Annotated in this window: 23 protein-coding genes and 2 pseudogenes; 17 read left to right on the forward strand and 8 right to left on the reverse strand. The window is 62.0% G+C overall.

Annotated features, from left to right (window positions below; genetic code table 11):
• Window positions 1-18 precede the first annotated feature (18 nt).
• From NVV77_RS02815 to rsmA, 6 genes are all read left to right on the forward strand, one after another.
• Window positions 19-1,089 carry an LptF/LptG family permease gene (locus tag NVV77_RS02815; protein WP_295410518.1) on the forward strand — a complete coding sequence of 357 codons (1,071 nt, stop codon included), beginning with the start codon at window positions 19-21 and terminating at the stop codon, window positions 1,087-1,089.
• Window positions 1,086-2,156, forward strand: coding sequence for an LptF/LptG family permease (locus tag NVV77_RS02820; protein ID WP_295410520.1), 1,071 nt, complete (start codon window positions 1,086-1,088; stop codon window positions 2,154-2,156). Before NVV77_RS02815 ends, NVV77_RS02820 begins: the two co-directional genes overlap by 4 nt.
• A 29-nt stretch (window positions 2,157-2,185) precedes the next feature.
• Entirely contained in the window at window positions 2,186-4,456 is a 2,271-nt protein-coding gene (locus NVV77_RS02825; RefSeq protein WP_295410522.1) for an LPS assembly protein LptD, read from the forward strand.
• 97 nt (window positions 4,457-4,553) lie between these two features.
• Complete coding sequence (locus NVV77_RS02830; protein ID WP_295410524.1) at window positions 4,554-5,450, forward strand: SurA N-terminal domain-containing protein; 897 nt, start codon at window positions 4,554-4,556, stop codon at window positions 5,448-5,450.
• A 140-nt stretch (window positions 5,451-5,590) separates the two neighbouring features.
• On the forward strand, window positions 5,591-6,589 hold the full coding sequence (gene pdxA / locus NVV77_RS02835) for a 4-hydroxythreonine-4-phosphate dehydrogenase PdxA (protein ID WP_295410526.1): 999 nt from the start codon (window positions 5,591-5,593) through the stop codon (window positions 6,587-6,589).
• Window positions 6,586-7,428, forward strand: a complete 843-nt coding sequence (rsmA, locus tag NVV77_RS02840) for a 16S rRNA (adenine(1518)-N(6)/adenine(1519)-N(6))-dimethyltransferase RsmA (protein WP_295410527.1) — start codon at window positions 6,586-6,588, stop codon at window positions 7,426-7,428. The genes pdxA and rsmA overlap by 4 nt, the downstream gene beginning before the upstream one ends.
• Window positions 7,429-7,539: 111 nt before the next feature.
• On the opposite strand, the gene gmk is transcribed toward rsmA, so the two are convergent.
• The 8 genes and pseudogenes from gmk to fabD form a co-directional block, all read right to left on the reverse strand.
• Window positions 7,540-8,178 carry a guanylate kinase gene (gene gmk / locus NVV77_RS02845; RefSeq protein ID WP_295410529.1) on the reverse strand — a complete coding sequence of 213 codons (639 nt, stop codon included), beginning with the start codon at window positions 8,176-8,178 and terminating at the stop codon, window positions 7,540-7,542.
• A gap of 12 nt (window positions 8,179-8,190) precedes the next feature.
• Window positions 8,191-8,670, reverse strand: a complete 480-nt coding sequence (locus tag NVV77_RS21850) for a YicC family protein (protein ID WP_367178584.1) — start codon at window positions 8,668-8,670, stop codon at window positions 8,191-8,193.
• A pseudogene (locus NVV77_RS21855) lies at window positions 8,662-9,053 on the reverse strand (YicC/YloC family endoribonuclease); the annotation flags it as partial. The gene NVV77_RS21850 and the pseudogene NVV77_RS21855, both read right to left, overlap by 9 nt.
• A 17-nt stretch (window positions 9,054-9,070) precedes the next feature.
• Window positions 9,071-10,183, reverse strand: coding sequence for an endolytic transglycosylase MltG (gene mltG / locus NVV77_RS02855; RefSeq protein WP_295410531.1), 1,113 nt, complete (start codon window positions 10,181-10,183; stop codon window positions 9,071-9,073).
• Window positions 10,184-10,333: 150 nt separating this feature from the next.
• Window positions 10,334-11,602 (reverse strand): beta-ketoacyl-ACP synthase II, encoded by a 1,269-nt coding sequence (gene fabF, locus NVV77_RS02860; RefSeq protein ID WP_295410533.1) that lies wholly within the window; start codon window positions 11,600-11,602, stop codon window positions 10,334-10,336.
• 18 nt (window positions 11,603-11,620) lie between these two features.
• Window positions 11,621-11,857 (reverse strand): acyl carrier protein, encoded by a 237-nt coding sequence (locus NVV77_RS02865; protein ID WP_035083768.1) that lies wholly within the window; start codon window positions 11,855-11,857, stop codon window positions 11,621-11,623.
• 359 nt (window positions 11,858-12,216) lie between these two features.
• Window positions 12,217-12,953: pseudogene (fabG, locus tag NVV77_RS02870) on the reverse strand (3-oxoacyl-[acyl-carrier-protein] reductase).
• Window positions 12,954-12,991: 38 nt separating this feature from the next.
• Window positions 12,992-13,942 carry an ACP S-malonyltransferase gene (fabD, locus tag NVV77_RS02875; protein ID WP_295410537.1) on the reverse strand — a complete coding sequence of 317 codons (951 nt, stop codon included), beginning with the start codon at window positions 13,940-13,942 and terminating at the stop codon, window positions 12,992-12,994.
• 368 nt (window positions 13,943-14,310) lie between these two features.
• On the opposite strand from fabD, the gene rpsF reads away from it, so the two are divergent.
• From rpsF to NVV77_RS02930, 11 genes are all read left to right on the forward strand, one after another.
• Window positions 14,311-14,709 (forward strand): 30S ribosomal protein S6, encoded by a 399-nt coding sequence (rpsF, locus tag NVV77_RS02880; RefSeq protein ID WP_295410539.1) that lies wholly within the window; start codon window positions 14,311-14,313, stop codon window positions 14,707-14,709.
• Window positions 14,710-14,733: 24 nt separating this feature from the next.
• Complete coding sequence (rpsR, locus tag NVV77_RS02885) at window positions 14,734-14,982, forward strand: 30S ribosomal protein S18 (RefSeq protein WP_152565849.1); 249 nt, start codon at window positions 14,734-14,736, stop codon at window positions 14,980-14,982.
• A gap of 97 nt (window positions 14,983-15,079) precedes the next feature.
• On the forward strand, window positions 15,080-15,646 hold the full coding sequence (rplI, locus tag NVV77_RS02890) for a 50S ribosomal protein L9 (RefSeq protein WP_367178578.1): 567 nt from the start codon (window positions 15,080-15,082) through the stop codon (window positions 15,644-15,646).
• Between the two features lie 97 nt (window positions 15,647-15,743).
• The gene (locus tag NVV77_RS02895) at window positions 15,744-16,346 is read left to right on the forward strand and encodes a hypothetical protein (RefSeq protein ID WP_295410541.1); all 603 of its coding nucleotides are present in this window, start codon (window positions 15,744-15,746) and stop codon (window positions 16,344-16,346) included.
• A 185-nt stretch (window positions 16,347-16,531) separates the two neighbouring features.
• Window positions 16,532-18,016, forward strand: a complete 1,485-nt coding sequence (locus NVV77_RS02900) for a replicative DNA helicase (RefSeq protein ID WP_295410543.1) — start codon at window positions 16,532-16,534, stop codon at window positions 18,014-18,016.
• Between the two features lie 2 nt (window positions 18,017-18,018).
• Complete coding sequence (gene alr / locus NVV77_RS02905) at window positions 18,019-19,146, forward strand: alanine racemase (protein ID WP_295410546.1); 1,128 nt, start codon at window positions 18,019-18,021, stop codon at window positions 19,144-19,146.
• Between the two features lie 72 nt (window positions 19,147-19,218).
• Window positions 19,219-19,773 (forward strand): DUF1697 domain-containing protein, encoded by a 555-nt coding sequence (locus tag NVV77_RS02910; protein ID WP_295410548.1) that lies wholly within the window; start codon window positions 19,219-19,221, stop codon window positions 19,771-19,773.
• Window positions 19,773-21,173, forward strand: coding sequence for a DNA repair protein RadA (gene radA / locus NVV77_RS02915; protein WP_295410550.1), 1,401 nt, complete (start codon window positions 19,773-19,775; stop codon window positions 21,171-21,173). Before NVV77_RS02910 ends, radA begins: the two co-directional genes overlap by 1 nt.
• Window positions 21,174-21,288: 115 nt before the next feature.
• Window positions 21,289-21,921 (forward strand): CvpA family protein, encoded by a 633-nt coding sequence (locus tag NVV77_RS02920; RefSeq protein WP_295410552.1) that lies wholly within the window; start codon window positions 21,289-21,291, stop codon window positions 21,919-21,921.
• 156 nt (window positions 21,922-22,077) lie between these two features.
• Complete coding sequence (gene purF, locus NVV77_RS02925) at window positions 22,078-23,568, forward strand: amidophosphoribosyltransferase (RefSeq protein ID WP_295410553.1); 1,491 nt, start codon at window positions 22,078-22,080, stop codon at window positions 23,566-23,568.
• Entirely contained in the window at window positions 23,568-24,302 is a 735-nt protein-coding gene (locus tag NVV77_RS02930) for an SDR family NAD(P)-dependent oxidoreductase (RefSeq protein ID WP_295410555.1), read from the forward strand. The genes purF and NVV77_RS02930 overlap by 1 nt, the downstream gene beginning before the upstream one ends.
• Window positions 24,303-24,324 lie beyond the last annotated feature (22 nt).

Here is a 24,324-nt window from a genome sequence, read left to right on the forward strand (position 1 = left end):
GGATTCTAGCGTAACGGCATGAGACGCCTGACTACCTATCTGGCACGGCTTTTCGCCACGGATGCGTTGATCCTCACCGCGATCCTGTGTGTGCTGTTGTGGCTGGTGAACTGCCTGAGGCAGTTCGAACTCATCTCCGTAAAGGGTCAGGGATTCGGCACGCTGGCCATCCAGGCGCTCTATACGATGCCGCCATTGGCCATGGCCTTTTTCTATATCTGCGTCGGTATCGGCATGATCCGGGCGCTGAGCGCGCTGCAACTGAGCCGTGAGCTGCACATCATCCACGCCACCGGATCGACGAGCGGCATCTGGCGCGGTGCGGCCACGGTGATCATGGGCGGGATCGTCGTCGTCATGCTGCTTTCGCACTGGCTCGAACCCTGGGCCAATCGCAAATACACGGAACTGGCGGCGAGCGTGGCGGCGGACCTTGTGAGTTCGACCCTGCGGCCCGGGCGGTTCACCCAGGTGACGCCGGGGGTTATCCTTCTTATCGGCGGGCGCGAGGCAGGTGGGGAGATCACCGACTTCTTTGCCGATGACCGCCGCCTGCCCGATTCCCGCCGGACGTATATCGCCGAGAGTGCGCGGGTTTCGAGCGACGGAGAAAACTACGTGCTCGAGCTGCGCGATGGCATGCTGCAATATGTGCAGGATGACGGGCGCTACTCGGAAGTGCGCTTCAGCCGCTACGATCTCAGTGTCGCCAGCATTTCGCAGGCCATTGCCGGCGGCGACTCGATGGCTGAGCGGAACAGTGTCGACCTCATCAGCGAGGCGATAAGTACCGGGTTCCTGTCGCAGGAGGCAGGCAATCGGCTGCTCGACCGCTCGGCCGAGGCGCTGCGGGTGATCGCCATCGGGCTCTTTACTCTCGCCATCGGGGCCTTTCCAAGCGGTGCGCGCGCCAGAGTACCTATGCCCATTGAGGCCATGGTGCTGCTGGTTGCCTTCGCAGAGCGCGGCATTGGCACCTATAGTCCGCTCGGCATTGGCACTGGATCGGTCGTGCTCATCATCTTTTCGGGGTTGGTATTGGCCTGGCGGCTTTGGCCGCGGCGACCGGTTGCGCTGGTGAGCGCATGACCAGAATCGATTGGCTGGTGCTGAAGCGCCTCGCGAGCCGCATCGGGATGACGGTCTTCATCTTCTACGGCCTCATTGCACTGGTCGAATCTCTCGACACCTGGCGTTTTAACGTCGTTTCTGAACGGGACGGCCTGCCGATGGCCATCGTGATGGTGGCGATGAGCGCGGTGCGCTGGACCATCAAGACGCTGCCGGTGACGGTGCTGATGGGGGCGATTCTGGGGCTTGCGGACCTCAAGGCGCGGCATGAGCTGACGGTGATCAAGGCCAGCGGCATTTCCATCTGGCGGGCCGTGCGCGCTCCCACCGCGGTCCTGCTGCTGGTCAGTTTCGTCATTTCCATCGGGGCGGAGACGGTCAGCACGCAGATCAATCGCGGGCTCTACCCTACCCCGCCGGGCCTGGCCGCACTGCTGACGCCGCCGGGTGAAATCTGGCTCGAACAGGAGGGCGAAGGGGTCAAATACGTCATTATGGCGCGCTCCATGGCGCCAGGTGGCGCCGAGCTCAACGATGTGACGCTCTTCCACATGGCAAGGACCGACATACCCCGGATCGAGGCCGCGCAGGCGCTGCTCGAAAACGGCGTGTGGCGTATGCCGGTGGCCACGGCGCGAACGCCGGAAAAGCCGCCCTATACGATCTACAACTATGAAGTGCCCACCGCTTCCACCGCGGCCGAGATCAGCCTGAAACTGGCCTCCGTCGAGGACATGACCTTCTTCGACATTGTCGACCTGTTGAGCAAGGGCGTGGCCGACCCGCTGGTCAAATCGGCGGCGACGATGCGGCTCTACAAACTTCTCTCGCTTCCACTTGTGCTTAGCGGTTCGCTGTTCATTGCCTTTGCGTTTACCGCAGGTTATCGAAGGGGCACTAGTCTAGGTCCCGCGGTCCTCTATGGCATCGTGCTCGGATTTGTCGTGTTCGTGATTACCGAGATGGCCGACCGCGCGGGGTCGACTGGCGTTCTCGATCCAACTTTCGCGGCAGTCGGACCGGCATTGGTAGCCATTGTGATTGGTGTAACAGTGCTACTGCACAAGGAAGACGGACGGACGTGACGCGAAGCCAGGGACATCGAAAGGGCTTTTTGCGCGCATTGCTCGTTGGTGCGTCTCTGTGCCTTTTTGCCTTGCCTGCTGGGGCGCAGGGTCTTGTTCCCGCTGACTTCTTCAATGCCCCGATCGATCCGGCCTCCCCTACCGGGGTCGAGGCTAACGTGCTGACCTTTGACGCCAGGACCAATACGATCCAGGCTTCGGGCGGTGTGGTGCTGAAATCAAGCGGCTACATCGTGACCGGCGAAACGCTGACCTACGACCGCAATGCAAATTCGGTGAAGATGAGCGGCGCCGTGACGGTGACGGACCCATCGGGCAACGTGATGGAGACGACCGATCTCGACATCACCGGCGGGCTGAAACAGGCCTTCTTCAATGCCCTGACGATCACGGCCTATGACGGATCGCGGATCACCGCCGATAGCGCCGACTACGATTCCGTGCTGCAGAGCATCTACAACAATGCGAGCTATGCGCCCTGCGGCGAGTGCGTTGACAACAAGGGCCGCCGTATCGGCTGGTCGGTCAATGCCAGCCGGATCGTGCACAATTCGGAAGATAACTCCGTCACGCTCGAAAATTCGACGCTTTACCTGCTCGGCGTTCCGGTCGCCTGGGTGCCCTATCTGTGGCTGCCGGACCTGAGCGAATCCGCGCTGTCGCGGGCGCCGCGTCCGACTTTGAGCTATGGCGAGAAGACCGGCGTAGGTGTCGGCGTGTCGGTCAATGTCTATGGCAATAGGTGGACCGATGTCTGGCTGAGCCCGAAGTTTTTCTCTCGGCAGGGTTTTCTGCTGGGTGCCGAATGGGTGCAGCGGTTCGAGAATGGTTCGTTCCAGGTCAAGGCTTCTGGCCTCAACCAGTGGGATCCTTCAGCGTTTTCGGAAGCTCCCGGCGTTGGCAACCGTGACTGGCGCGGGGCGATCCAGACTTCGGGCTCGTTCACCCCGATCGAGACCTGGGAGGTCGGCTGGTCCTATACGGCCTTTACCGACGCAGCCTATCTCGGCGACTATGAGCTGACGACGGCAAAATCCTCGACCAATCAGGTCTATGCGACCCATGTCAGCGAGCAGACCTATTTCGACATTCGCCTGCAGCAGTTCAATCAGCTCGGCAATGTGACCCAGGCGAGCCAGGACGCGCAGGGCGCCAACCTGCCGGTGACCCGCTTCGAGCATATCATTGACCTCGAAGACGATATGGGCCGGCTGGCCTTTGAGGGGCATCTGCGCAATGTGGTGCGCAATGCGGACAGCAAGACATCAGTCAATGGCGTGAACTACGTCTATGGCTATCAGGGCACCAAGACGCATGCGACCCTGCAGGCGAGCTGGCAGAAGCAGATCATTGGTGGCGGCGGTTTCGTCTTCACGCCCTATGTCGGCGCACGCGCGGACTTTTCCTATTATGACGGCAAGAGCGTGCTGCTGCCGGGCGAAGCGAGCCTCTTGAGCGCCACGCCGATTGCCGCGATCGATGTGCGCTATCCGCTGATATCGAGCAATGGCGCGGATGTGCATATCATCGAGCCGATTGCGCAGCTGGTTTATCGTGGCTCGAACACGACCATGCTCGGCATAACCAATGACGATGCGCAGAGCTTCGTTTTCGATGACACGAACCTTTTCAGCTACAACCGCTTCTCCGGCTATGACAGGCAGGAGACTGGGCTGCGCGCCAATATCGGCGGGCGCTACCAGGCCAATTTCGACAATGGCAGCTATCTCGAACTGATCGGCGGGCAATCGTTCCAGCTGGCCGGGGCCAATGCCTTCTCGACCGTGGACCACGCCAATACCGGCGCGGGCGGTGGTTTGGGCAATGACGCATCCTATACGGTGCTGGGCGCCTATGGTTCGTTCACGCCGGGCCTGACCTTTGGCGCCAAGACACAGCTCGATACATCGGCCTGGAAACTGGCGCGGTTTGGGGCTGGCGCGAGCTACAGCGCCGACGGCTATGGAGCAACGCTCGACTATCGCTTTATCGGGGCCAATCCGAGCCTGGGGCAATTGCTCGACCAGCACGAGATCGTCGGTGGCCTGACCATTCCGGTGGCGGACTACTGGAGCCTCAAGGGTAGCGCAGCATGGGACCTCAGCGCCAATAGCTGGCTGCAGGTTGGCGGCGGCTTGGTCTATGACGACGGCTACCTGACCCTTGGCGCCAATGCGCAGCGGAACGGGCCCACCCATACTTCGCCAAATTCGACCAGTGTGCTCGCCACTTTTGCCATCAAGGCGCCGGCGGGGTTGAACCTTGGCTATAGCGGTGCGGTGCCGGCCCCGAACTTCTGATCGGCCGCATTCGGATTTTGGCCGTATTGTTTGGGCAATTGACAGCACATGTTTCGAGCCGCATTGATGCGGCAAACTTTACAATGCGGACCTGACGATGACCTTTGCATTTATGCGGCGCGCCACCAGCGCCATGATCCTCGGCCTCGTGCTGGCGACGGCATCGGCCCTGCCCAGCTTCGCGGCAACCATTGTAACGGTGAACGGCACCGCCATCAGCGACGTGCAGGTCGACCAGCGGCTGCGCCTGTTCAACATGGAAGGCAACAAGACCGGCCGCAAGGGCGCGACCGATCAGCTCATCACCGAAGCCATCCAGATGACCGAAGCCAAGCGGCTTGGCATCAATGTTTCCAATGCGCAGGTCGATGAAGCGCTGCTGCAGATTGCGCGCAATCTCAAGGTGAGCCAGGACCGGCTGATCGAAATGCTTGGTCAGGGTGGCGTGAGCGCGGACACGCTCAAGGATCGCCTGCGCGCTGCCATCGCCTGGAACGCCATTGCCGAGCAGGCTGTGGTTCCCAATGTGCAGATTTCCGATCTCGAACTCGACCAGCAGGCGGCCGCGCGTCTCGCCGACTACCAGGGTTTTGACTACATCCTCAAAGAGATCGTCTTTGTGGGTGCCGGCGCCAGCGGGCGCACGGCGCAGGCCAACAAGTATCGTTCGAGCTTTGCCGGCTGCGACAGCGCCGTGCAGCTCTCTCTCGCCTATACCGACGCCGCCGCGGTCGATATTGGCCGCCGCCATGCCACCCAGCTGCCCGAGGCCATGGCCAAGGAACTAGCCGGGATGAATGTCGGCGGGATTACCAAGCCGCGCGTGGTCGAAGCTGGCGTTTCCATGCTTGCCATTTGCGAAAAGACCCAGGCGCAGGATCTCACCTTCATGAAGGATGAAGTGCGCGCCGAAGTTGGTAGCGGCAATATGGAAAAGGAAGCCGCGGCCTATCTCGATAACCTGCGCAAGAACGCCAAGATCATCTACAACTAAGACAACGAGCCGGGCGATACCATCCGCCCGGCGTCATTCCCGCGAAAGCGGGAATCCCTGTTTCAGCGCCCAAACAGAGATCCCCGCTTTCGCGGGGATGACACCGAGGGTGAAATGACTCTCGGTGGAAATGGGCGCAAATGAAGCCGCTGGCGATCAGCATGGGCGAACCTGCGGGGATCGGCCCGGATATTCTTCTCTCACTTTTTGCGCAGCGACAGGCGCTTGGGTTGCCGGCATTCGTCGTGTTCGGGCATGCGGGGTTTCTGGCTGAGCGAGCCAGGCGGCTGGGGCTCGATATCGAGGTTTTAGCGACATCGCCTGCCGATGCCGGCGAGGTGTTTTCGCGGGCGCTGCCAGTGGTCGATATTGCGGGGGTGGTGCCGGACCAGCCGGGGCAAGCGTATCCAGGGTCAGCGCGGGTGGTGATTGCGGCAATCGAAGAGGCCGTGGCAAGCGTCCGGGCGGGAGAATGCCGGGCGCTGGTGACGGCGCCGATCCACAAGGGCGCGCTCTATCACGTGGGGTTTGCGCATCCGGGGCATACGGAGTTTTTGGCGGCGCTTTGTGTCGAGAACGGGAAAGAGCCGCTGCCGGTGATGATGCTGGCGCATGAAGAGTTGCGGACGGTGCCGCTGACTATCCATGTGCCGATCAAGGATGTTCCGGAACTTATCTCGGAAGAACTGATTGTCGAGACGCTGCGGGTTATGGCGCGGGACCTTAAGAGCCGGTTCGGAATTGCGGCACCGCGGATTGCCGTGGCGGGGCTCAATCCGCATGCGGGCGAAGGCGGAGCCATCGGGCGAGAAGAGATCGAGATCATCATTCCGGCGCTGGAGAAGGCACGGGCGGAGGGGATTGCCGCTATCGGCCCCCTGCCCGGCGATACGCTGTTTTTCCCGCGCCACTGGCGGCAGTATGATGCGGTATTGGCCATGTATCACGATCAGGCGCTGATCCCGATCAAGACGGTGGCGTTTGACGCTGGGGTAAATGTGACACTGGGGCTACCGATCGTGCGGACATCGCCCGATCATGGGACGGCGTTTGACCTGGCAGGCACCGGAAAAGCCTCGACATCGAGCTTTTTGGCGGCCATAGCCATGGCAGACAAGATGACGACCGAGCCTTCATGAGCCAGATCGATACGCTTCCGCCGCTGCGCGAGGTTATTGCCACGCATGGGCTGCAGGCGAAGAAAGAGCTGGGGCAGAATTTTCTGCTCGACCTGAACCTTACAGCGCGCATTGCGCGCGTCGGCGGTTCGCTCGAAGGCGTGCGCGTGATCGAGGTGGGTCCGGGACCCGGCGGGCTGACGCGGGCCCTGCTCGCGGAAGGCGCGCGGGAAGTGATCGCCATCGAGCGCGATGCGCGGGCTCTGCCGGCGCTGGCGCAAATCGCCGATGCCTATCCGGGACGCCTCACGGTGATATCGGGCGACGCGATGGAAATGGACTATCGGCAGCTTGCCGATGGCCCGACGCGGATCATCGCCAACCTGCCCTACAATATCGGCACGCCGCTGCTTACGGGCTGGCTGACGCAGGAACCTTGGCCGCCGTTTTTCGAGAGTATGACGCTGATGTTTCAGCGCGAGGTGGCAGAGCGGATCTGCGCCAGGCCCGGCGAAGACCCCTATGGGCGGCTGGGCGTATTGGCCGGATGGCGCAGCGACGCGCGGATTGCCTTCAATGTCGGGCGACAGGCTTTTGTGCCGCCGCCCAATGTGACGTCGGCCGTGGTGCATCTGGTGCCAAAACCGGTGGAAGCAGGCTTGTCGGTCAAGCATGTCGAGCAAGTGACCAAGGCGGCCTTTGGGCAGCGGCGCAAGATGGTGCGGCAATCGCTGAAGTCGCTGGGTGTGCCGGTGGAAGGGCTGCTGGCGGCAGCGGAGCTCAAGGGCGACGAACGGGCCGAGGATCTTCCCATTGAGGCCTTTTTGGCCATGGCGCGGGCGCTGCCGGGGTTGAGGTAGGCGCCGCAATCATTCCAGTCACTGCGTCATTCCCGCGAAAGCGGGAATCTGATTGCGCAGAAACAGAGATTCCCGCTTTCGCGGGAATGACGCGGTGGGTGGGGAGATCTGTCAGGCCGGACCGATCTGGTTCTGCAGGTCGCGCACGAAGTTATCGAGATTGATCTGGCGCTTGCGGTCGAGACGGGCAGAAGCGAGGATGGCGCGGACGCGGGCGACCGAGAGTTCAAGGTCTTCGTTGACGAGGACGTAGTCGTATTCGTCGTAGTGGTCCATCTCGTTGCGCGCGTTCCTGAGGCGCTTTTCGATGGTGCCGACGCTGTCCTGGGCGCGGCGTTCGAGGCGGGCGCGCAGTTCCTTGATCGAGGGCGGCAGGATGAAGACCGTGACCATGTCGGCACGGCATTTTTCATAAAGCTGCAGGGTGCCCTGGTAGTCGATGTCGAAGAGGATGTCGTTGCCCGAGGACAGCTGTTCTTCGACGAGGGCACGCGGGGTGCCGTAGAAATTGCCATGGACCTCGGCGGATTCGAGGAGGCCACCATCCCTACGCATCTGCTCGAAGGTCGGCACGTCGATGAAGTGATAGTGCTTGCCGTCGACTTCGTCGGTGCGGCGGCCGCGCGTGGTCACCGAGACCGACAGCTTGATATTGGGATCGGCACCGAAGAGCGCGCGCGAAATGGAGGATTTGCCGGCGCCTGAGGGAGAGGCGAGGACGAGCATGACGCCGCGGCGCTGAAAATCCATCTTTGAGGCACTCTATTCGATGTTCTGGACTTGCTCGCGTAGTTGATCGATCACCGCCTTGAGGTCAAGACCGATGGCAGTGAGTTCCACGGCGTTCGATTTGGAGCAGAGCGTATTGGCTTCGCGGTTGAATTCCTGGGCGAGGAAATCGAGGCGTCGGCCGACAGCACCGGAGCCGGAGAGAAGCGCGCGGGCGCCGGCAATGTGGGCGCGGAGCCTATCGATCTCTTCCTGGATGTCGGCCTTGGTGGCCAGCACCAGAGCTTCCTGGGCAAGGCGCTCGGGCGAAATGTCGGCTTCCTGGCGCAGGGACTGAACCTGCTGGGCGAGGCGTGCGGAAATGGCTTCACGCGAACGGCCGGGATGGGCATCGGCGCGCTCGACGAGTTCGGCGATGGCATCGAGCTGGCGGGAGAGGATTTCGGCGATGCGAGCGCCCTCCTCCCGTCGCGATTGCTGCAGCGCGGCGATGGCCTGACGGACAGCGGCCATCAGGATGGGCTCAAGACCCTCCTCGTCGATGTCGCTGCCTTCCTCGACCACGAGCACGCCCGGCAGAGCCAGGATGCCGTCAAGGCTGGGGCGACGGGCATCGACGCGGTCGAGAGCGCCGCGATGGCGGCGAGGATGGTTTCAAGCGCTGCGGGATTGACCGAAACGGCGCCGGTAGCGCCCTGGCGGTCGAGCGACACGGTGGCATTGACCGAGCCGCGGGAGAGGGCCTGGCTCAGCGCCTGACGGATCGGGATATCGAAGGCGTCGAGGCCGGAGGCGAGGCGCGTGCGAATATCGAGGCCACGACCATTGACCGATTTCAGTTCGACGCGGAGACGCGCCGGGCCGAACATGGCGTCGGCCCGGGCATAGCCGGTCATGCTGGCGAGGCGGGAGGTCACTGGCTGGAGCCTTCCGTGCCATTGGCTTCTTCGGCTTCGAGCGCCTGGCGCGCAGCTTCGGCATCGGTTGCCGCCTGTTCGGCCGCTTCGCGCTCGATCTCGCGATAGCGGGCGACGTTCTGCTGATGCTCGGCATAGGTCTCGGCGAAGACGTGGCCATCGCGCGGCGAGGCGCCCTTGGCGACGAAGTAGAGGTAGTTGTGGCTGTCGGGATTGGCGACGGCGCGCAGCGACTCAATGCCGGGATTGGCGATGGGCGTCGGGGGCAGACCGTCGATCTGATAGGTGTTGTAGGCGGTCTTTTCCTCGATCTCCGAACGGCGGAGGCCACGCTCGAGCGTCGATTGGCCCAATGTGATGCCGTAGATGATCGTCGGGTCGGACTGAAGGCGCATGCCTTCCTTAAGGCGGTTGACGAAGACGGCGGCGACCTGCGGACGCTCTTCGGCAACGCCAGTTTCGCGCTCGACGACGGAGGCGAGGATCAGGAGCTCGGCGGGGCTAGCCAGTGGCAGATCGGCCTGGCGGCCTTCCCAGGTTTCGGCAAGCGCCGTGGTCATGGCGGCCTGCATGCGGTCGATGACCGACTGGCGGGTATCGCCCGGCAGATAGTCGTAGCTACCCGGCAGGATGGAGCCTTCGGGCGGCAGGTTGTCGATGGTGCCGGTCAGGCGATCATCGGCATTGACGCGCTGCACGACCTGCCAGGAGGTCCAGCCTTCGGGAATGGTGACGGCGTAGCGGATCGGCGTGCCGGTGGTCAGCTCGCGCAGAATTTCGGACATGCTGGCATGGGCGGGGATGGTGAAATCGCCTGCCTTGACCGTGGTGTTTTCTTCGACGCGCGCGCCGAACTGCCGGAAGATCAGCGAATTGGTGATAAAACCCTGCTCTTCGAGACGGCTCGCCGTGGTGCTCAGCGTATTGCCGCTTTCGACGCGGAAGACGCGCTCTTCGGTGGATGGACCATCGCTATAGTATTGCTGCGCCACAAAGAGGAAGCCGCCGCCGACCACGACGAGGCCGATGACGAGCAGGGTAAGCAGGGCGTTGAGCACATCGACAAGGCCATTGGACGAGCGGCGGCGGCGTTTACGGCGGTCGTTCATCTAAGGAATCACCTCATGGCCAGTCAGCGGGTATGCCGATCTTGTTGTTATAAAGCGGCAGGGCGGCGGCATTGTTTGCAATGGATTTGAATAAAAACAAGGGGCACGTCGCTTGGTCGAGCGACGTGCCCCTCTTGCAAAGCAAAAAAGTCAGGCGACCTTGCGCATGACCAGCGTGGCATTGGTACCGCCAAAGCCGAAGCTATTGGACAGAGCCACGTTGATTTCCTTCTTAAGTGCCACCTTGGGCACCAGATTGATCGGCGTCTCGATGGAAGGATTGTCGAGGTTGAGCGTCGGCGGAGCGATGCCATCGCGCATGGCGAGAAGGCAGAAAATCGCTTCGACGGAACCAGCGGCACCGAGGAGGTGACCAATGGCCGACTTGGTCGAGCTCATCACGCGGCCTTCGGCAGCAGCGCCGAGAACGCGGGAAACCGCACCCAGTTCGATTTCGTCGCCAAGCGGCGTCGAAGTCCCGTGGGCGTTGATGTAGTCGATATCGGAGGGCGAAATGCCCGCACGCTTGACCGCCGCGCTCATGGCACGGAAGCCACCATCGCCATCGGGCGCGGGTGCGGTGATGTGATAGGCATCGCCCGAAAGGCCATAACCGATCACTTCGCCATAAATCTTGGCGCCGCGTGCCTTGGCGCGCTCATAGTCTTCGAGCACGACAATGCCGGCGCCTTCGCCCATGACGAAGCCATCACGGTCCTTGTCGTAAGGACGGGAAGCGGCGGTCGGGTTGTCGTTGAAACCGGTCGAGAGCGCACGCGCTGCGGCAAAGCCGGCCAGCGAGATGCGGTTGACGCAGCTTTCCGCACCACCCGCAACCATCACATCGGCATCGCCCAGTGCGATCAGGCGGGCCGCATCGCCAATGGCGTGCGCACCGGTCGAGCAGGCGGTGACGACGGAGTGGTTCGGCCCCTTGAGACCGAAACGGATGGAAACGTGGCCGGAGGCCAGGTTGATCAGACGACCCGGGATAAAGAAGGGGCTGATACGGCGCGGGCCTTTTTCATGGAGGGTAATGGAGGCATCATAGATGCCACCAATCCCGCCGATACCCGAGCCGATCAGAACGCCGGTGCGTTCCTGCTCTTCCTGCGTCTTGGGTTCGACCCCGGCATCCTGGATGGCCTGGGTGGCAGCGGCCATGGCGTAGACGATGAAATCGTCGACCTTGCGCTGTTCCTTGGATTCCATCCACTCGTCGGGATTGTACTTACCATCGGCATAATCACCCAGCGGAATGCGATGGGCGATCTGGCAGGCAATATCGTCGACCTGGAATTCGTCGATACGCTTGGCTCCACTCTTGCCTGCAAGAATGTTGGCCCAAGTGGCTTCCACTCCGCAACCAAGGGGCGTGACAAGCCCCATTCCGGTGACGACGACTCGGCGAAGTTCCATGTCTACTGCCCGTCCAGCTTAGCTGGTGGCCTTGGTCAGGAAGGAGACAGCGTCTCCGAAGGTCTGGATCGACTCGGCAGCATCGTCGGGGATTTCGACCGAAAATTCTTCCTCGAAAGCCATAACCAGCTCGACCTGATCGAGCGAGTCAGCGCCCAGATCGTCGATGAAGCTGGCCTTTTCAACGACCTTCTCGGCGTCCACATTGAGGTGTTCCACAACGATCTTGCGGACCCGATCAGCGACATCGCTCATATTTGACTTCCCTTTTTAGAAATCGAAGTTTCGTTTCGCTTCTTATTGGCGCGAAGCCAATTCATCAAGCTCGGTTTTGACTTGCACAGAGGCAATGTAAGCGGCCTTTTCGGCGCTCGCAAGGCGGACCGGCAAGGGTTAACGGGGCGCGAGTAGCATGTTTCCCTGAGGTTTGCCAGCAGCGAGAGGCGTGGTTTCCAAGGGTTTAAGGCTTTATTAACGGGGTACGGAGCGCAAGCCCATCACCGCGTCATTCCCGCGAAAGCGGGAATCCCTTGCCTGTCGAAGAGATTCCCGCTTTCGCGGGAATGACGCCGGACGGAAAGGGATGCCCCCAGAGCGGGGAAGCAAGCCCTGCCTCAGATCATCGCCATGCCGCCGTTGACGTTCAGCGTGTGGCCCGTGACGTAGGCAGCGGCATCGCTCGAGAGGAAGACGGCGCAGGCGGCGACTTCCTGGGGGTGCCGAGGCGATTGGCGGGAATGGTCGAGAGGATGGACTCGCGCTGCTTATCGTTGAGTTCATCGGTCATGGCCGAGGCAATAAAGCCCGGGGCGATGGAATTGACCGTAATGTTGCGGCTCGCCACTTCATAGGCCAGCGCCTTGTTCATGCCGATCAGGCCGGCCTTGGACGCGGCGTAGTTGCCCTGGCCGGGGTTACCCATGACGCCAACAACGGAAGAGATGCCGATGATCCGGCCCCAGCGCTGCTTCATCATGCCACGCAGCACGGCGCGGTTGAGGTGGAAGGCGGCGGTGAGGTTGACCGCGATGACTTCGTCCCACTCTTCATTCTTCATGCGCATGAAGAGATTGTCGCGGGTCATGCCGGCATTGTTGATGAGGATATCCACACCGCCCATGACGGCTTCGGCGTCGGGCACGAGGGTGTCGACATCGTCCATCTTGGAGAGGTTGCACGGCAGGATCGGGCATTCCTTGCCGATCTGCTGGGCAGTTTCTTCGAGAGCGCCGACGCGGGTGCCCGAGAGGGCAACGGTGGCGCCGGCTGCGGCCAGGGCCTTGGCGATCTCGCGGCCAATGCCGCCGCTGGCGCCGGTGACCAAGGCGCGCTTACCGGTCAAATCGAACATGTTTTCTCTCCCTTTGGAGATGACTTTATTGTTTTGTTTCAGGCCGTGACAGAGGCGACGAAGGCGTCGATGTCTGCGGGACCACCGACGGCCTGGGTGGCGAGATCGGGAGCAATGCGCTTGGCAAGGCCGGTGAGGACGCGGCCGGTGCCGAGTTCGACGAGTTCGGTGACACCGCCCTGCCCTGCGAGCCAAGTGACGCTTTCGGTCCAGCGGACGACGCCGGTGACCTGCTCAACGAGGCGCTGGCGGATTTCGGCGGGATCGGTGATCGGGGCGGCCAGCACGTTGGCGACGAGCGGCACGACGGGCGCGTTCATCTGCACTTCGGCGAGCGCAGCGGCCATGGCTTCAGCGGCGGGCTGCATTAGCGAGCAGTGGAACGGCGCGCTCACGGGTAGCAGCAGGGCGCGCTTGGAGCCCTTGGCCTTGGCGATTTCGACGGCGCGTTCGATGGCGGCGAGAGCACCGGAGATGACGACCTGGCCGGGCGCATTGTCATTCGCAACCTGGCAGACTTCGCCTTGCGCGGCTTCTTCAGCAACAGCGCGGGCGGTGTCGAGGTCGAGACCGAGGAGCGCAGCCATGGCGCCGTGACCGACAGGCACGGCCTTCTGCATGGCCTGGCCGCGGGTGCGGAGGAGACGGGCCGTATCGGAAAGAGAGAAGGTGCCAGCGGCGCAAAGGGCGGAATATTCGCCCAGCGAGTGGCCAGCGACGAACTTTGCGTGCTGGGAAAGGCTGACGCCGCGGCTTTCGACGACGCGGAGCACGGCAATGCTCGAGGCCATCAGGGCGGGCTGGGCGTTCTCGGTGAGACGCAGAACGTCTTCCGGGCCTTCGAACATGGTCTGGGAAAGCTTTTCGCCCAGCGCGTCATCGACTTCGTCGAAGACAGCGCGCGCTTCGGGGAAGGCATCGGCCAGTTCCTTGCCCATGCCGACGGCCTGACTGCCCTGGCCGGGGAAGGTGAAAGCTCTGCTGGTCATGACGACGTCTCCGAGGTTGCGGACATTGCGAGGCGTTTGCCGAGTGTAGATAGAGGAGTCAAGCAATCTGCCTGATGATTCTGGGAAAGACTCCCGCGGCAGTGCGATTTTTTGGAGGCAAGGCGGCCCAAATGCCCAGCTTCTAGGCGTGGCGCTTGCGTTGAGGCCCCTTCTCCTCTATAGCCGCCGCAGCAATTCGTTTGGCCGGGGGCTGAACGGAGGGTTTTTCCTTTTGGAGAAACAGGACTGATACTAGGTCCGGCCTCCCGTGTTCCCGCTCTTTGCAAGACTGCTTTGACGCCTTTCCGGCTTCGAAGGGGCTCCGCGCCAGCGATATGCGTATGACAACTGAAAGGAAGGCGCACTCAATGGCCCTTTACGAACACATCTTCCTGGCTCGCCAGGACGTTTCGCAGCAGCAGGTTGAAGAACTGACCGCTGCGCTGACCGAAGTGCTGTCCCAGGGCGGCGGCAAGGTCACCAAGAACGAATACTGGGGCCTCAAGGGTCTCTCCTACCGCATCCGCAAGAACCGCAAGGCTCACTACACCCTGCTGAACATCGAAGCATCGGCTCCGGCCGTTGCCGAAATGGAACGCCAGATGCGCATCAATGAAGACATCCTGCGCTTCATGACCGTGCGTGTCGACGAGCTGGAAGAAGGCCCGTCCGCGATGATGCAGAAGCGCGATCGCGATGACCGTGATGGTGGTGGCCGTGGCGAACGTGGTGCCCCCTCGGGCGACCGTCGTCCCCGCCGCTTCTAAGATAAGGAACGCATAGCCATGGCTATTAAAGACCTCACCACTTCCCAGGCCCGTCGTCCGTTCCAGCGCCGTCGCAAGACCTGCCCGTTCTCGGGCGAAGGCGCACCGAAGATCGACTACAAGGACGTCCGCCTGCTCTCGCGCTACGTTTCCGAGCGCGGCAAGATCGTCCCGAGCCGCATCACGGCCGTTTCGGCCAAGAAGCAGCGCGAACTGGCCCGTGCGATCAAGCGTGCTCGCTTCATCGGCATCATGCCCTACGCTGTGAAGTAAGCTTCGGCTTCACTTCCAAAGAAATACCCGCTGGGGTCGCGGATGGTCCGCGGCTCCTAACCGTTCGAAAGAACGGGACAGCCAAAGGAATAAAGACATGAAAGTCATTCTGCTCGAGCGTATCGGTCGCACCGGCACCATCGGCGACGAAGTCAATGTGAAGGACGGCTTTGCCCGTAACTTCCTCCTGCCCCAGGGCAAGGCTCTTCGCGCCACCGAAGCCAACCGCAAGCGTTTCGAAAACGAACGCGCTCACATCGAACAGCGCAACGAAGAGCGTCGTAACGCCGCTGCCGGTATCGCCGAAGGCCTCAATGGCCGCACCGTGGTGATCATCCGTCAGGCTGGCGAAACCGGCCAGCTCTATGGTTCGGTCGCTGCCCGCGACGTCGTGGAAGCCCTGGCCAACGATGGTTACATTGTCCAGCGCAACCAGGTCGACCTTGCAGACCCGATCAAGTCGGTCGGTGTCCACACCGTGCCGCTGATCCTGCATGCCGAAGTCGCCGTGACCATCACCGTCAACGTCGCCCGTTCGGCTGACGAAGCGACCCGCCAGGCTCAGGGTGAAGACGTCACCGTCCACACCTTCGAAGCTGATGACGACGGCGATTTCGCCGCCGGCCAGAAGGACGCTGCTGCGGACGACCGTTTCGAAGAATAGTCTCTTCGGACTGCCAAGATGCCAGAAAGGCCGGACAGATTGTCCGGCCTTTCTTTTGCGCCATGCTGCCCGGCACAACATGTCGGGGATGGCTCTTATGCGTGTGTTCCTTGCATTGATGCTGGCTCTGGCCGCGCTCGCCCTGCCCGCGACGGCGCAGGAGGCGGGCAAGACCAAGGCGCCGCAGCTGCCGCGCACCTATATCGAGAGCATCGACAGGAGCAGCAGCGAGGCGGTGCTGCGCGGTTTTGTCGAGGCCTATGCTGCCGAAGACTACTACCGGGCCTGGATATTGCTGAGCCCGGAGGCAAAGACGGCCTTCTCCAACAAGCTCTTCGAGTTCAACGAGGCTCAGCTCTTCCCCGGCATGGAAGCCGGCACCGGCGCCTTGGGGCGACAGACCACCGATGAAATTGGTCTCGACATCCTCAAGGAGGTCAACCTCGAAGGCGCGCTCCTCTTCGATCGCACCATGGTGCACGCCAAGGCCGAAGGGCTGCTGCCGTTCGATCTCGAGCCCGGCGCCTTTTCGAGCGCGACATTCGAGCATGACGATCAGGCCAGATACATGGTCGAGGCTAAGGGTGAACCGGCGGTCGTGATCATTTCGACGATAAAACTCAGCGACGGAAGCTGGCGCGTCGAACGGGTGGTCTGGGCGACTGCGGACCCCGAGGCCCGTCCCTGGGGCTTCAAATAGACCTTCCAGACCGACTCATGATCGCCATGCTGATGCCTTCGTGCCGTGCAACACACGATGGTCACTATCCCCGTTGTTCACAGAGTTCACACCTCGAAAAGAATCTTAACCCCTTGGGGGATAGGCCGGTGGGACTCCGACCACTCCCCCGTGGTTAGAAAGGTTAACACCCCCCGAGGATCACGATGGCTGAGATCGCACGGCTTCACCCGGCCGAAGACAAGTCGTTTCGCGTCGCCCCCCACAATGTGGAGGCCGAACAAGCCCTTTTGGGCGCTATCCTGATCAACAACGAAGCCTTTTACCGGGTCTCGGATTTCCTTGAGCCGGAACACTTTTATGAGCCCGTGCACCGGGACATTTATGAGATCACCAGCAAGGTGATCCGCGCCGGCAAATCGGCTGATCCCACGACAATCAAGACCCACCTGCCCGACCAGCTGCTGCCTGAAATGACCATGGCGCAGTATCTGGCGCGTCTGGCGGCGGAGGCAACCACCGTTATCAATGCCGGCGACTATGGGCAGGCCATCTATGACCTCGCCATTCGCCGCAGCCTGATTCTCGTGGGCGAGGAGATGGTTTCGGTTGCCTATGAGTCGGAGGTCGAAATGACCCCGAACCGGCAGATCGAAAAGGTGGAAGGCGAGCTGTTCCAGCTTGCCGAAAAGGGTCGCTACGATGGCGGCTTCCTCAGCTTTGGTACCGCGCTCAGCGCCTCCATCCGCATGGCGGGCGAGGCATTTCAGCGTGACGGCGGCCTTTCGGGCGTGGCGACGGATCTGCATGATCTCGATCGGCAGATGGGCGGCTTGCAGCGCTCGGACTTGATCGTGCTCGCCGGTCGTCCCGCCATGGGCAAGACCTCGCTCGTGACCAATATCGCCTACAATGTCGCCAAGAACTGGCGCGGCGAGGTGACGCCGGACGGGCACAACAAGACGGTCAATGGCGGTGTCGTCGGCTTCTTCAGCCTCGAAATGAGTTCGGAACAGCTGGCGACCCGTATTCTCGCCGAGCAGGCGGAAGTCTCGTCTTCCGACATTCGCCGCGGGCGTATTCACGACAGCCAGTTTTCCAAGCTCGTCGATGTATCGAACATGATGAGCAAGGTGCCGCTCTATATCGACGATACGGGTGGTCTCAGTGTGGCGCAGCTTGCTGCGCGTGCCCGGCGCCTGAAGCGGCAGAAGGGGCTCGACCTGCTCATTGTCGACTACCTGCAACTGCTGTCGGGTTCGTCGAAGGCTTCGAGCCAGAATCGCGTGCAGGAACTGACCGAAATCACCACGACGCTGAAGGCGCTGGCCAAGGAGCTGGAAGTTCCGGTGATTGCGCTGTCCCAGCTCTCCCGTCAGGTGGAAGCGCGCGACGACAAGCATCCCCAGCTAGCGGATTTGCGCGAATCGGGTTCTATCGAGCAGGACGCTGACGTGGTGCTTTTCGTTTATCGCGAAGAGTACTATCTCAAGAACAAGGAACCCAAAGAGGGCACGCCAGAACACATCACCTGGCAAGGGGAAATGGAGCAGGTGCACGGCAAGGCGGAAGTCATCATTGCCAAGCAGCGCCATGGCCCTACCGGAACGGTGCAGCTGAGCTTTGAGGCCCAGTTCACACGCTTCGGTAACCTCGCTAGGGCAGATTATCTGCCCGAACGCATGGAATAGGTATGAAGCTGACCTCGGGCCTCGGGAGCCAACTGACTGTCGATCTCGGGGCACTCGCCCGAAACTGGAACGCCCTCGACAAGGTGAGCCAGGGCGCGCTGACGGCTGCGGTCGTCAAGGCGGACGCCTATGGCACCGGCATCGAAATGGCGGCGACGGCGCTTTATGCGGCCGGCGCGCGGTTCTTCTTCGTGGCGACGCCCGACGAAGGCATTGCCGTGCGGACGGCCCTGCCCAGCGCCCATATTTTCGTGCTCAACGGGCTTTATCCGGGCGCGGCCAATCTCTACATCCGGCAGAACCTGATGCCGGTAATCTCCTCGATGGACATGCTCGAGGAGTGGCTCAACAAATGTGTCGAGCGCAACGAGGCCTATCCCAGCGCTTTCCATTTCGACACCGGCATGAACCGGCTCGGTTTCAGGCTCAATGAGGCTGTCACCGTGCGCGAGCGCATTGCGCGGCTGAGCTATGCGCCGCAGATGGTGATGAGCCACCTCGCCTGCGCCGATATTCCGAGCCACGAAAAGAACCGCACGCAGCTGGCGCTGTTCGGTTCGGTGCTGAACCAGTTTCCGGGCATTCCCGCGTCGCTCGCCAATTCGGCCGGCTTGATGACCGGACGCGACTATCACTTCCAGATGGTGCGGCCGGGCATTGCGCTTTATGGCGGTCGGGCCGTTGTCGGACGCAAGAACCCGATGGCGACGGTGGTGACGCTGCATGCGCCGGTGCTGCAGGTGCGCGAAGCACGGACCGGCGAGACGGTGGGCTATGGCGCCTCCCATTCCCTCTCGCGCGACAGCCGCCTGGCGGTGATCGGGCACGGCTATGCCGATGGCTTCCTGCGCTCGCTCTCCGGGAGCAATGCGCGGCCGGGCGCAAAAGTGTTTGTGCGCGGAAAGCTCTGCCCGGTGGTGGGCAAGATTTCCATGGACCAGTCCATTGTCGACATCACCGAACTCGGACCCAACCTGCCCAAGCCGGGCGAAGGCGTCGAGATTTTTGGGCCCAATGTCGGCCTTGACGAACAGGCCGATGTCGCCGGCACGATCGGCTACGAGCTGCTCACCGCGCTCAAGGGCCGGTACACGCGCAACTATGTCGGCAATGGCTATCTGCCGGAATAGTTTGTTCTCTGTTCGTTCTTGAACGGATGGGACAAAGCTGCTAGCGTCCCACCAACAAGGAATCGACCGGATTTGGCGCCGACACCAAGCACATATGTGATCCTGCTGCGCGCCATCGGGCCGGTGACGCACAAGCTCATGACCATGGCGCAGTGGCGCGAGGCTTCGGAGGCGGCTGGCTTCGTGGCGCCGGAGACGCTGGTCAATACCGGCAATATGATTGCCGGGTTCGATGGGACTGAGGCTGCGGTCGTGACGACAACGGTTGGCGTGCTGCGCAGCTTTGGGCTGGGGGACAATGTTGTGCCCGTGGTGCGCAAGCCGGCGCTGCTACAAAAGTTGATGAAGGCCGATCCGATTGCCGAGGCGGCGGCGGAACGGCCGAACCAGACCGGGGTCTATTTCTTTGCCAGCAAGAAGCCGGATTTCGACTGGCTGAAGCGCCATGACGGGCCAGAGACGGTGCATGTTGTGCATGACCATCTGATCGTCGATTTTACCCAGGATGTGGCGCAGTCGGGAAAACTCATCCGGCTGATCGACAAGAATTGCGGGACGAACACGGCCCGAAACTGGAATAGCGTGCGGCGCATCGCCGACCGGTGCGCAGCGCGAGAGAACGCATAGTGGCCAAGAACAAATCCAACTTCGTCTGCCAATCCTGCGGCGCGGTGAGCACGCGTTGGCAGGGGCGATGCGACGCCTGCGGCGAATGGAACACCATTGTCGAGGAACTGGTCGATAGCGGCATCGGCGCGGGGCCGAAGGCGGCGAAGTCTGGCGGTCGCCCGGCCAATCTGCTGCCACTGTCGGGGGAGACGGAGAGCGCGGCGCGGGTCGTGACGGGTATCGCGGAACTCGATCGCGTGACCGGCGGGGGCTTTGTGAAGGGCTCGGCGCTATTGGTGGGTGGCGATCCCGGCATCGGCAAATCAACGCTGCTGCTGCAATCGGCGGCGGCGCTGGCCAACAGAGGCAAGCGCGTCATCTATGTGTCGGGTGAAGAGGCCGTGGCGCAGGTGCGGCTGCGCGCGCAGCGACTGGGGCTCGGCGAGGCCGATGTGCTCTTGGCGGCGGAGACCAATGTCGAGATTATTTTGGCCACTTTGGAGAATGGACCGCCGCCGGATCTCGTCATCATCGATTCCATCCAGACGCTTTGGACCGACCGGGTGGAAAGCGCGCCGGGAACGGTGACGCAGGTGCGCACTTCAGCGCAGGCGCTGACGCGGTTGGCGAAGAAGTCAGGCGCGGCCGTGGTGCTGGTGGGGCACGTCACGAAAGACGGGCAGATCGCGGGGCCGCGTGTGGTGGAGCACATGGTCGACGCAGTGCTCTATTTCGAGGGCGATGCGAGCCACACGTTCCGCATTCTGCGCGGCGTGAAGAACCGCTATGGGGCGACCGACGAAATCGGCGTCTTTGCCATGACCGAGCGTGGGCTGGAGCAGGTGGCGAATCCTTCGGCGCTGTTCCTTGATCAGCGCGACCAGGACGCGGCGGGTTCGGCGGTGTTTGCCGGCATGGAAGGGACGCGGCCGATCCTCATTGAAATCCAGGCACTGGTGGCCCCCTCCCCGCTTGGCACGCCGCGGCGCGCGGTCGTGGGCTGGGATTCCCAGCGGCTTTCCATGGTGCTGGCCGTGCTGGAGACACGCTGTGGCGTCAGGATCGGTGCCAATGACATCTATCTCAATGTCGCGGGCGGGCTGAAGATCAACGAGCCGGCGGCAGACCTTGCCGTGGCGGCGGCACTGATTTCGTCGCTGACGGGATCGCCGTTGCCCAAGGAGGCGGTCTATTTCGGCGAAATCTCACTGGCGGGCGGGGTGCGGCCGGTGTCGCATGCCGGGCTGCGGCTGCGTGAGGCGCAGAAGCTGGGCTTCCAGTCGGTGGTGACCGGGCGCGTCAATAACGTGGATAAGACCAACGGCTTCGAGGTCACGGAGTTTTCGCAATTGTCGGAAATGGTTGGGCGAATTGCGGCCAATGGCAAGAAGCCAGTGGCCGAGCCGGAAGGCTGGTAAGTTAAGAATCTCTGAAAGTTCGTGGTCCTCTGGCCCTCGTGGCCTTGGCAGGGGCGCGCAAAGTCGCTAATGGTCGCGGCAACAGGCCGACGGCAAGTGGAGCTAGCGAAGACATATGCTGACAGCGTTTGACGTTGGTGTGGGTGTCCTGGTGTTGATCTCGGCAATTCTGGCTACGGCCAGGGGCCTGACACGCGAGGTCCTTTCACTGGCGACCTGGGCCGGTTCGGCCGCGATCGCCATCTACATGTACCTCTACCACCCTGATATCGCGCAGCAGTATATCGCTGAGGAAATCGTGGCCAATATTGCCACCGTTGTCGTCAGCTTCATCGTTTCGCTGATTGTGCTGCACCTGCTCACCATGCGCATCGCCGATTTCGTGGTGGATAGCCGCATCGGGCCGATCGACCGTACGCTGGGTTTCATCTTCGGCGTGCTGCGCGGCATTCTGATCGCCATCGTCATCACCATTTTCGGCGTCTGGCTGCTCGGCACCAACCTGCCGGAATGGGCGAGCAATTCGCAGTCGCTGCCCTATCTCGACAATATGGGCAAAACCCTGATCTCCATGCTGCCCGAAGGGCTCGAGCAGCAAGTCAACGACATTCTGCAGGGCGGCGGTGCTGACTTGACTTCGGATCCCGAAGTTCCCGCAACGCCGCAGGAAACCGTGCCGGTCGACCCGACCGTCGATGGCACCGTCGACCCGACCGAAGCGCCGATCGAAGGCGAAACGCAGACCTGATCCGGGACGGGCGCCAAGCGCCCGCCTCAAGCCTGACGCCCAATTCTGTCATTGGTCGCCGGCCACAAAATGCGCTATTGGCGTGAACCAAGAGACCGGCTCGGCCGGCGCTGATCGCTTTGGCGATTGGCGAGCAGAACGATATGGAGAAGTTCGGTGACCCACCCGAGCGACGACGATTTCGATCTTGAAGGCGACACGCTGCATGAAGAGTGCGGCGTGTTTGGCATTTTGGGGCATAGCGATGCTTCGACGCTGACGGCGCTGGGCCTGCACGCCCTGCAGCATCGCGGCCAGGAAGCAGCGGGGATCGTCAGCTTCGACGGGCGCCAGTTCTACCAGGAAAAGCGCATGGGCCTGGTGGGCGACCACTATACCGACCCTGCCCTCCTCGCCAAATTGCCCGGCACCATGTCAATCGGCCACACGCGCTACTCGACCACGGGCGAAGTGGCGCTGCGCAATGTGCAGCCGCTCTTCGCCGAGCTCGAAGCCGGCGGCATTGCCATTGCCCACAACGGCAATTTCACCAATGGTTTGACGCTACGCAAACAGATCATTGCAACTGGTGCTATTTGCCAGTCCACATCCGATACCGAAGTGGTTCTGCACCTGATCGCCCGTTCCCGTCATTCTTCCACCACTGACCGTTTCATCGATGCCATCAGGCAGATGGAAGGCGGATATGCCATGCTGGCTCTGACGCGCACGAAACTCATCGCGGCGCGCGACCCGGTGGGTATCCGCCCGCTGGTGATGGGTGAGCTCGATGGCAAGCCGATCTTCTGTTCGGAAACCTGTGCGCTCGATATCATTGGCGCGAAGTACATTCGCGACGTCGAAAACGGCGAAGTCATCATCTGCGAAATTCAGCCCGACGGCTCGATCTCGATCGAAGAGCGCAAGCCGGCTCGGAAGACGCCGGAACGGCCGTGCCTCTTCGAATACGTCTATTTTGCCCGCCCCGACTCGATGGTTTCGGGCCGCAGCGTCTACAAGGCGCGCAAGCATGCCGGCATGAACCTTGCCAAGGAAGCGCCGGTTGAGGCTGATGTGGTGGTGCCGGTTCCCGATGGCGGCACGCCGGCAGCGATCGGTTATGCGCAGCAGAGCGGCATTCCGTTCGAGCTCGGTATCATCCGCAACCACTATGTGGGCCGCACTTTCATTGAGCCGACCCAGCAGATCCGTGCCTTTGGTGTGCGCCTGAAGCATTCGGCCAACCGGGCCGAGATTGCCGGCAAGCGCGTGGTGCTGATCGACGATTCCATCGTGCGCGGCACAACGTCGGTAAAAATCGTGCAGATGATCCGCGATGCCGGGGCGACGGAAGTGCATATCCGCGTCGCGAGCCCGATGATCTATCATTCGGATTACTACGGCATCGACACGCCCGATCCGGACAAGCTGCTGGCCAACCAGTATCACGACCTTGAATCCATGTGCCGGTTCATCGGGGCGGACTCGTTGGCCTTCCTCAGCATCGATGGCCTCTATGAGGCCGTGGGCGGCGAGAAGCGCAACAATGCGGCGCCGCAGTTCACCGATCATTATTTCACGGGCGACTACCCTACCCTTCTCACCGACCTCAATGGTCGCTCCAACAACGATCCCAAGCAGATTTCGCTGCTCAAGGAAGCGGGTTAATGACTGACAATACCGAACTGACCGGCAAGGTCGTGCTGGTCACCGGCGCGTCGCGTGGCATCGGCTATGCGGCGGCTGTCGAGGCAGCACGCCGTGGTGCCCATGTGATCGCCGTGGCGCGTACCGTGGGCGGCCTTGAGGAACTCGACGACGCCATTCAGGAAGTAGGCGGCTCTTCGACGCTGGTGCCCTTCGACCTGCGGGATGGCGATGCCATCGACCGCCTGGGCGCGGCGATTTTCGAGCGCTGGGGACATCTCGATGGCCTCGTGGCCAATGCGGGCTTGCTCGGTACGCTGAGCCCGGTGCCGCATTTGAAGCCCGACGAGTTCGACAAGGTTTTTGCGATCAACGTCACGGCCAATTATCGGCTGCTGCGCTCGCTCGACCTGCTGCTGCGCCAATCGGCGGCTGGGCGTGCGGTTTTCGTTTCGTCCAGTTCGGCCCGTTCGGCTCGTCCTTTCTGGGGCCTTTATGCCGCCAGCAAGGCCGCGCTCGATGCGATGGTCAAATCCTATGCCGGCGAGATGAACACCACCAATGTGAAGACCAATGTCTTCTATCCCGGTGCCGTGCGTACGGCGATGCGCGCCAAGGCCATGCCGGGCGAAGACCCGCAGACCCTGCCCCAGCCGTCTGACATTGCGCCGAAGCTGGTTGATCTGTTGAGCCCCAGCGTGACCGAGAATGGTCGGCTCTACGACATTACCAAGGATGCGTTCGAGGATATCTGAGGCACCAGCCTCAACGATAAAG

It is taken from the genome of Devosia sp., from assembly GCF_024707125.1.
GTDB lineage: Bacteria > Pseudomonadota > Alphaproteobacteria > Rhizobiales > Devosiaceae > Devosia.

Excerpts from the sequence above, each read along its gene's own strand:
- NVV77_RS02815 (WP_295410518.1), top strand. The coding sequence starts at position 19 with ATGAGACGCCTGACTACCTATCTGGCACGGCTTTTCGCCACGGATGCG.
- NVV77_RS02820 (WP_295410520.1), top strand. The coding sequence starts at position 1,086 with ATGACCAGAATCGATTGGCTGGTGCTGAAGCGCCTCGCGAGCCGCATC.
- NVV77_RS02830 (WP_295410524.1), top strand. The coding sequence starts at position 4,554 with ATGACCTTTGCATTTATGCGGCGCGCCACCAGCGCCATGATCCTCGGC.
- pdxA (WP_295410526.1), top strand. The coding sequence starts at position 5,591 with ATGAAGCCGCTGGCGATCAGCATGGGCGAACCTGCGGGGATCGGCCCG.
- rsmA (WP_295410527.1), top strand. The coding sequence starts at position 6,586 with ATGAGCCAGATCGATACGCTTCCGCCGCTGCGCGAGGTTATTGCCACG.
- gmk (WP_295410529.1), bottom strand. The coding sequence starts at position 8,178 with ATGGATTTTCAGCGCCGCGGCGTCATGCTCGTCCTCGCCTCTCCCTCA.
- NVV77_RS21850 (WP_367178584.1), bottom strand. The coding sequence starts at position 8,670 with ATGGCCGCTGTCCGTCAGGCCATCGCCGCGCTGCAGCAATCGCGACGG.
- mltG (WP_295410531.1), bottom strand. The coding sequence starts at position 10,183 with ATGAACGACCGCCGTAAACGCCGCCGCCGCTCGTCCAATGGCCTTGTC.
- fabF (WP_295410533.1), bottom strand. The coding sequence starts at position 11,602 with ATGGAACTTCGCCGAGTCGTCGTCACCGGAATGGGGCTTGTCACGCCC.
- NVV77_RS02865 (WP_035083768.1), bottom strand. The coding sequence starts at position 11,857 with ATGAGCGATGTCGCTGATCGGGTCCGCAAGATCGTTGTGGAACACCTC.
- fabD (WP_295410537.1), bottom strand. The coding sequence starts at position 13,942 with ATGACCAGCAGAGCTTTCACCTTCCCCGGCCAGGGCAGTCAGGCCGTC.
- rpsF (WP_295410539.1), top strand. The coding sequence starts at position 14,311 with ATGGCCCTTTACGAACACATCTTCCTGGCTCGCCAGGACGTTTCGCAG.
- rplI (WP_367178578.1), top strand. The coding sequence starts at position 15,080 with ATGAAAGTCATTCTGCTCGAGCGTATCGGTCGCACCGGCACCATCGGC.
- NVV77_RS02895 (WP_295410541.1), top strand. The coding sequence starts at position 15,744 with ATGCGTGTGTTCCTTGCATTGATGCTGGCTCTGGCCGCGCTCGCCCTG.
- NVV77_RS02900 (WP_295410543.1), top strand. The coding sequence starts at position 16,532 with ATGGCTGAGATCGCACGGCTTCACCCGGCCGAAGACAAGTCGTTTCGC.
- alr (WP_295410546.1), top strand. The coding sequence starts at position 18,019 with ATGAAGCTGACCTCGGGCCTCGGGAGCCAACTGACTGTCGATCTCGGG.
- NVV77_RS02920 (WP_295410552.1), top strand. The coding sequence starts at position 21,289 with ATGCTGACAGCGTTTGACGTTGGTGTGGGTGTCCTGGTGTTGATCTCG.
- NVV77_RS02930 (WP_295410555.1), top strand. The coding sequence starts at position 23,568 with ATGACTGACAATACCGAACTGACCGGCAAGGTCGTGCTGGTCACCGGC.